Source organism: Streptomyces sp. NPDC057486 (assembly GCF_042802415.1).
In the GTDB taxonomy this organism is placed as follows: domain Bacteria; phylum Actinomycetota; class Actinomycetes; order Streptomycetales; family Streptomycetaceae; genus Streptomyces; species Streptomyces yanii.
Genome location: NZ_JBHVEE010000251.1, coordinates 1 through 6,173, shown reverse-complemented (window position 1 = coordinate 6,173; position 6,173 = coordinate 1). Strand labels below are relative to the sequence as shown.

The following is a 6,173-nucleotide window of genomic DNA, read 5'->3' as shown; positions in this document are numbered from 1 at the left end:
GCTGGGCGCCCCATGCGGCCACCGGGGCGGGCGCCGCCACGACGACGGCGGCGCCCGCCACCGACACCACCGCTGCCGCTCCCGCCGGGGCCGACGACAAGGGTGCGGCGACCTCGAAGCCCGACTTCCCCGTCCCGGTCGATGTCGGCAACGCCACCCAGCTCATCACCGTCAAGGCCACCGGCTTGTACGCGACCGTGACAGCCTGGGCGAAGGGCGCCTCCGGGTGGAAAGCCCAGTTCAGTACCGCCTCGGGCCGCGTCGGCTCCAACGGCGTCACCGACGGCGCGACCCGCAGGCAGAGCACGTACACCACACCCACCGGCACCTACACCATGACGGAGGGGTTCGACGTCGAAGCGGGCGGCACGGCCATGCCGTACACCGTCGTGGGCAGGACGCACTGGTGGGTCCAGGACCCCGAGTCGAAGTTCTACAACCAGATGCACACCGAGGCGGGCGCCGACTTCCCGCTCACCGAGTCCGGCAAACGGGGCAGCGAGCGCCTGATCAATTACCCCACGCAGTACGCCAAGGCCCTCGTCATCAACTTCAACCGGTGGCCCGCCGTGCGGGGCCGGGGCGCCGGTATCTTTCTCCACGTCAACGGCAGCGGCGCCACCGCGGGCTGCGTGTGCCGTACGCGACGTACTGCGCAAGGGCGCCGACGTCATCAAGATCGCCGCGACCGGCGGGGTGTGGAGCCCCACGGACCAGCCCGACGACGACGGCTTCCTCGAAGACGAGATCCGTACGATCGTCGACATCGCCGCAGGCCACCGCGGCAAGAAGGTCACCGCGCACGCCCAGGGCAAGGACGACATCCTCAACGCCCTGCACGGCGGCTGCGCCAGCATCGAGCACGGCTACGAGATCACCGACGAGGGCATCGACCTGATGCTGCAGAACGACGTCTTCCTCGTCCCTACCCTCACCACCCTCAACACCGACCCCGACCCGACGAAGGCCACCAGCGTCCAGTACGCGAAGAAGCGCCACTGGCAGGAGGTCGGCCGCGCCCACATCCGGCACGCCATCGAACGCGGCGTGCGCGTGGCGATGGGAACGGACTGCGGAATCGCCGAACACGGCACCAACATGCGGGAGTTGGTGTACCTCGTCGAGTACGGCATGACCCCGATGGGCGCGATCAAGGCGGGCACGTCCGAAGCGGCCGAGCTCATCGGCCTGGCCGGCGAACTCGGCACCCTGGAACCCGGAAAGCGCGCCGACGTCGCCATAGCCCGCGGCAACCCCCTCGAGGACATCACCTCGCTGTCCAAGCCCGAGAACGTCCTCCTCGTCATGAAGGACGGCACCACCTACAAGAACCTCGACGGCCTGACCGCCTGAGCCCCCACCCGTTCTCCGGCGACGGCTCCACCGAGACCTCGGCCTCGGCAGGAGCCTGTGCCGTGTGCAAACCTCGGTTTGCCAGGCTGACCAGGGTGTTCGCTTGGCGTGGTCTCGCCGCACAGTGGTACTCAATGATGAGGCCACGAAGTAGTTGGGAGCGGCGGATGCGGCCGCAGAGCGGGATTACGGGGACTGTCTGGCCGGTCTCTACGGCCTGGGAAGGTCGTTGGCGAAGCGATTGGTGGGGGCGGTTCCGGTTGCAGTGGTCGGTGTAGATCTCCAGGACGGCCCGCCGGTGCCGCTCGTTCGTTCATGGTCAGGATCCGGTCGGTGCGCTCGCGGCGGACCGTGCCGGCCCAGCGTTCCGCGAAGGTGGTCGCCTTCAGTGATCTCGGCGGGGAAGAAGGACCTGCACGCCCGCGCCGGCCGGCACGGCATCGAAGGCGTCGGAGAACTTCCCGTCCCTCTCGCGCAGGAAGAACCGGAAGCGGTCCACCCGCTCGCCAAGATCCATCATCACGTTCCTCACCTGCTGTGTCACCCAGTCTCGGCTCGGGTGCACGGTGACGCCGAGGATGTGCACCCGGCACGTTACGACCTCCGTGACAAACAGCACATACAGCCGCCGACACAACGGGGCCCTACGCCTACGACGACGAAACGACGGGCGCGGAGTACGAAGTCGTCCTCGGCCAGCAGGGCACCGGCCGCGTCTACGTCGCCTACGTCCCCGTCGGCTACGCCGTAGAGCTCCTCGGCGCCCTCTCGGCCGCCCGCGAGCGCCAGGAGCAGGAAGCGGCTGCACCGCTGGCAGCCGGCTGACGGCCGAGCACCCAGCGGGCCGCTGCCCACCAGCGGCCCGCTCTCGGCCATCCAGGTGACACACTTCCCCTCATGACGATCCAAACGCCGCAGCAGGCCCGAATACTCATCGTGGCGTTCACGGTCACTCTGGCGACAGTGCTGGGCGCAGCAGGCGGCTACCTCCTGGGTGGTCCTGTCGCCGCCGCTGGCGCAGGCGTCTCGATAGGGTCCGGCGCCCTGCTGGCTGCTTTCCTGGTCCGCGGCCGGGTTCTCGGACACCTCACTCAGGCTCGGCAGGAAGCGGCGCTGCAGGGCTACGCCGACGGCATCGCGCACATGGTCCTTGCCCGCATGGCCGCCTACGAAGCGTCGGTGTTCCCCATGTCGGGCCCAGGCGCCGTCACGCCCGAGGAACGTGCGGCGCGCCGCACCCGCTCGTACGCGGTCGCGGCGGAGGAAGCGCTGCCGCACCCGGTGCGCAAGGCGGCGGCCGCAGCTCTCGCCGCACTCGACCACGGCAACGCCACAGCGTCGCAGGAAGCGATGCAGAACCTCCTCTTCGCCGTGCACGAGCAGGCCGTCCGGCCCTGACGTACCCCCCGGGACGCAAGTGAAGCTTCCCCTTCATGTTGGACACCTGGAGACTGGGACGTGAGGTTCCAGAGGAAGTAGTGCCAGGTGGGAAGCAAGAGGGACAGCACGTGTAGAACTGCCCGTGGCGGCGGCATGCGCGAGCGCGACCGCCAGGGTTCGGGCATCGGTGCTGCGCACACCGCGGGCGGTGAGGTCGTCTTGCCCGTCCCGCACACCGCGCAGTGCAATGCACGCCGGTGTCGGCGCAGTAGCCTGGCCAGCTGCGGCCGCGGCGGCCGCCGGACCGCACCCGGGACGATGGCGCTGTTCATCGACACTCCCCAACCTCCCGCCAGGCCACTCCCCCACCACTGTCATCGCGTGCCACCGGCCCCGGAGTAGCAACCGAACATGATCATCCCTGACCCCTGTACGGGAGCCGGGCGGCCTGAACGAGATCAGTAAGCGGTCTGGCCGCCGTCGATGATGTGCTCGGCTCCGGTGATGTACGAGGAGGCGTCGGAGGCGAGGAAGACCACGATGCGGGAGACCTCCTCAGGCTCGGCGTCGCTGCGGTCTCCGACTTCCTCGAGCAGCCTGGCCAGACCGGAGCAGGCCGCGGCGCTCTGCGGGTGCCGATAAATCATCCACCCAGGTGGAGGCCTTGATCGACTGACCCTTCAGGTCGCGCTCGCCGACCACTCCGATGTCTTCACATGCACAGACACGGACGGCATCATGATCTCGTGCTGCTGCGCCTGGCCTACCTCGCCGCGACCAAAACCCTCTCGCTCCTGCGCCTGCTGCCGATGAGCGACCGGAGAAAGGACATCGAGATCCTTGCACTTCGGTACCAACTGCTCGTCCTGCAACGCCAGGTCGGCAAGCCCACGTTCACGGACACCGACCGCGCTCTCCTCGCCGGCCTGCTCCACCACCTCCCGAGGCAGAAGCTGCACCAGCTCCTGCCGCTGGTACACCCGGACACGACCATGCGGTGACATCGCAACCTGCTCAAGCGACGACATGCCGCCACCTGCGTACCGAAGCGGCGCGGACGCCCACCCACGGTCCGGTCGATCCGCGCTCTGATCCTGCGCCTGGCTCACGAGAATTCCCGGGTTCCTGTCTCCCTCCGATGTCAGCGCCAGGCCCGGTCTGGCAGCCCGGCCCCGGTCATGACGATTCCGCACTGACCGCCGCGCTCGCGCCCTCTACGAAGCGAAGGCCAGCAGCGCCCCGCCCCGGTCACTCCCCGACCGTCAAGGCCGCGCGCGCGGAGGCGAGGATCTCCTCGGACAGCGGGGAACCCTTGGTGGCCCGGGCCAGGACGAGTGCCCCGATCATCGTGCACAGCCGCGAGATGCCGTCACCGTCGTCGGCGCCGAGCCACTCGGCGAAGTCGCTGACTCCCTCGGCATAGACCCGGTGGGCCTCACGGTCGCCGCTTCCGCGTGCCATGTCCACCGCAAGCCCGGCGACCGGGCAGCCGTCCGCCGCGTTGTCGCGGTGCTCGACGGAGAGGTAGGCGTCGATGAACGCCTGCCGGGCGGCCCCCTGCCCCGTACGGAGCCCGCGCTCGACCGTCCGACGTTCGGCGAGTTCACCGAAGGCATGGGTCGTGGCTTCGTCGATGAGCGCCTCCTTGGAGGCGAACTGCTTGTAGAAGCCGCCATGGGTCAGGCCGGCTGCCTTCATGAGGTCGGCCACGCTGACGTGCGTGCCCTGCTCGCGGAACAGCCGGGAGGCGGTGTCCACGATCCGCTGGCGGTTCTCCCGTGCCTGAGCTTGCGATACGCGGCCCATCAGCCACCTCCCCATTTGAATGTCGGTCGACATCTATCCTATAGTGGATTTTTAGATTGTGAACGTAATCTAAAAATCGCGTCCGGTCGTCCGGACCGCTCGTAGATATGGGGAGCAAGCATGGAACTCAAGGACGCGGTCGTAGTGGTCTCCGGCGCCAACCGGGGACTGGGGCGTCACCTGGCCGCCCAGCTCGTGGAGCGTGGAGCGAAGGTGTACGCGGCGGCGCGCCGCCCCGAGACCGTCGATGTGCCGGGCGCCGTCCCGCTCGCCCTGGACGTGACCGACCAGCAGTCCGTCCGGGCCGCAGCCCGCATCGCGTCCGACGCGACGCTGCTGGTGAACAACGCCGGTATCTCCACCGCCGCCACGCTGATCACCGGTGACCTGGACGCTGTCCGGCGGGAGATGGAGACGAACTTCTTCGGCCCGCTCGCCACGACCCGGGCCTTCGCCCCGGTCATCGAGGCCAACGGCGGCGGCGCCGTTCTCAACGTCCTGTCCGTCCTGTCCTGGCTGCACCCGGCCGGGCTCGGCTCCTACGCCGCGTCCAAGGCCGCCGCGTGGGCCCAGACCGATGCGGTCCGCGAGGAACTGGCCCCGCGCGGCATCACGGTCTCCGCGCTGCACGTCGGATACATGGACACCGACATGGCCTCGGGCGTCTCCGCCGACCAGAAGGCCGACCCCGCCGATGTCGCGGCTCAGGCCCTGGCCGGAATCGAGCAGGGCCTGCCCGAAATCCTCGCCGACGACACCAGCCGGCAGGTGAAGCAGAACCTGGCCACGGCGCCGAATGCGGCGTGACGCGGGTGGGTACTGACGGACCGGTGTCAGGCCGGGTCCCCCAGCGGTGGGCGTGAGCGCGTCGTGTGCGGCACGGGCGAGGTGGTGGCCAAGGAGCGTCATCCATGTGCCGAGGGCGGTGTCTCAGACCTGGAAGGCGCGCTCGGGTAGGGCGATCTCGGCCTCGACGCTCGCGTCGGGGCCCGCCGTGACGGAGGCGAATCCGGCCGGCCACCGTTCGGGGCGGGCCGCCGGGGAATCGGTCGGCGGGGTCGCGGAAGGCATGGAACTTCTCGGTGAGTTCGCCGGCCTCGCCGATCGGGGCGTCGTAGTCGTAGCTGGTGATCGTGGCTAGGTAGCCGGGGTCGGCGAGGGTCTTGCCGGTGTGGTTGGCTCCGGCCCACCAGCCGAAGTTGGTGCCGCCGTGGCCCATGTAGATGTTGACCGATCCACCGGCGGCGAGGATCCCGTCGAGTGCCTCGGCGGCGTCGGTGGTGTCCCGGACGTGGTGGGGGCCGCCGTGGTGGTCGAACCAGCCGTTCCAGAACTCCATGCAGACCAGCGGGGCGTCCGGCTGGAACGTGGCGAGGGTGGTGAAGGCCTCGACAGGGCGCGAGCCGAAGTTGGCGGTGGCCAGCACACCCGGGAGGGTGCCGCCGGCGAGCATGCGGGGTTCGGGGCCGTCGGACGTGAAAAGCAGACAGTTGATGCCCCGCGCGACGAGGCCGTCCTTCAGGTGCTCCAGATAGGCCTCTCGTGTTTCGCAGTGTTGAGTGATCATGTTCCGGCGGCGGCCCAGGCTGTGAGGACGGCCTGGATTTCTTCGGGTCTTGCCTGGTGGGGGTGTG

Annotated in this window: 8 protein-coding genes and 2 pseudogenes; 4 read left to right on the top strand and 6 right to left on the bottom strand. The window is 69.2% G+C overall.

The genetic code is table 11. The features are described 5' to 3' along the window. Window positions 1-322 (bottom strand): hypothetical protein (locus ACFU6I_RS47505; protein WP_384380522.1); only part of this gene is annotated, 322 nt, incomplete at its 3' end. A 191-nt stretch (window positions 323-513) separates the two neighbouring features. Here ACFU6I_RS47505 and ACFU6I_RS47500 point away from each other — a divergent pair. Then, window positions 514-1,353 carry an amidohydrolase family protein gene (locus ACFU6I_RS47500; protein WP_384380524.1) on the top strand — a complete coding sequence of 280 codons (840 nt, stop codon included), beginning with the start codon at window positions 514-516 and terminating at the stop codon, window positions 1,351-1,353. 385 nt (window positions 1,354-1,738) lie between these two features. Here the strand turns inward: ACFU6I_RS47500 and ACFU6I_RS47495 are convergent, their stop codons facing one another. Continuing rightward, window positions 1,739-1,873: a hypothetical protein gene (locus ACFU6I_RS47495; protein WP_384380519.1), complete on the bottom strand. Its 135-nt coding sequence runs from the start codon at window positions 1,871-1,873 to the stop codon at window positions 1,739-1,741. A gap of 377 nt (window positions 1,874-2,250) precedes the next feature. On the opposite strand from ACFU6I_RS47495, the gene ACFU6I_RS47490 reads away from it, so the two are divergent. Next, window positions 2,251-2,751 carry a hypothetical protein gene (locus ACFU6I_RS47490; RefSeq protein ID WP_384380516.1) on the top strand — a complete coding sequence of 167 codons (501 nt, stop codon included), beginning with the start codon at window positions 2,251-2,253 and terminating at the stop codon, window positions 2,749-2,751. A gap of 440 nt (window positions 2,752-3,191) precedes the next feature. On the opposite strand, the gene ACFU6I_RS47485 is transcribed toward ACFU6I_RS47490, so the two are convergent. Next, entirely contained in the window at window positions 3,192-3,380 is a 189-nt protein-coding gene (locus ACFU6I_RS47485; protein WP_384380514.1) for an SDR family oxidoreductase, read from the bottom strand. Between the two features lie 99 nt (window positions 3,381-3,479). Here ACFU6I_RS47485 and ACFU6I_RS47480 point away from each other — a divergent pair. After that, window positions 3,480-3,851: pseudogene (locus ACFU6I_RS47480) on the top strand (integrase); the annotation flags it as partial. A 130-nt stretch (window positions 3,852-3,981) separates the two neighbouring features. On the opposite strand, the gene ACFU6I_RS47475 reads toward ACFU6I_RS47480, so the two are convergent. After that, the gene (locus ACFU6I_RS47475) at window positions 3,982-4,539 is read right to left on the bottom strand and encodes a TetR/AcrR family transcriptional regulator (protein WP_376668228.1); all 558 of its coding nucleotides are present in this window, start codon (window positions 4,537-4,539) and stop codon (window positions 3,982-3,984) included. A 120-nt stretch (window positions 4,540-4,659) separates the two neighbouring features. Here ACFU6I_RS47475 and ACFU6I_RS47470 point away from each other — a divergent pair, with 120 nt between their 5' ends. Further along, a complete protein-coding gene (locus ACFU6I_RS47470) occupies window positions 4,660-5,346 on the top strand; it encodes an SDR family oxidoreductase (RefSeq protein WP_384380511.1) in 687 nt (228 codons plus the stop codon). A gap of 123 nt (window positions 5,347-5,469) precedes the next feature. On the opposite strand, the gene ACFU6I_RS47465 is transcribed toward ACFU6I_RS47470, so the two are convergent. Both ACFU6I_RS47465 and ACFU6I_RS47460 read right to left on the bottom strand, forming a co-directional pair. After that, a complete protein-coding gene (locus tag ACFU6I_RS47465; RefSeq protein WP_384380527.1) occupies window positions 5,470-5,610 on the bottom strand; it encodes a hypothetical protein in 141 nt (46 codons plus the stop codon). Window positions 5,611-5,656: 46 nt separating this feature from the next. Beyond that, window positions 5,657-6,106: pseudogene (locus ACFU6I_RS47460) on the bottom strand (beta-galactosidase); the annotation flags it as partial. Between the last annotated feature and the right edge of the window lie 67 nt (window positions 6,107-6,173).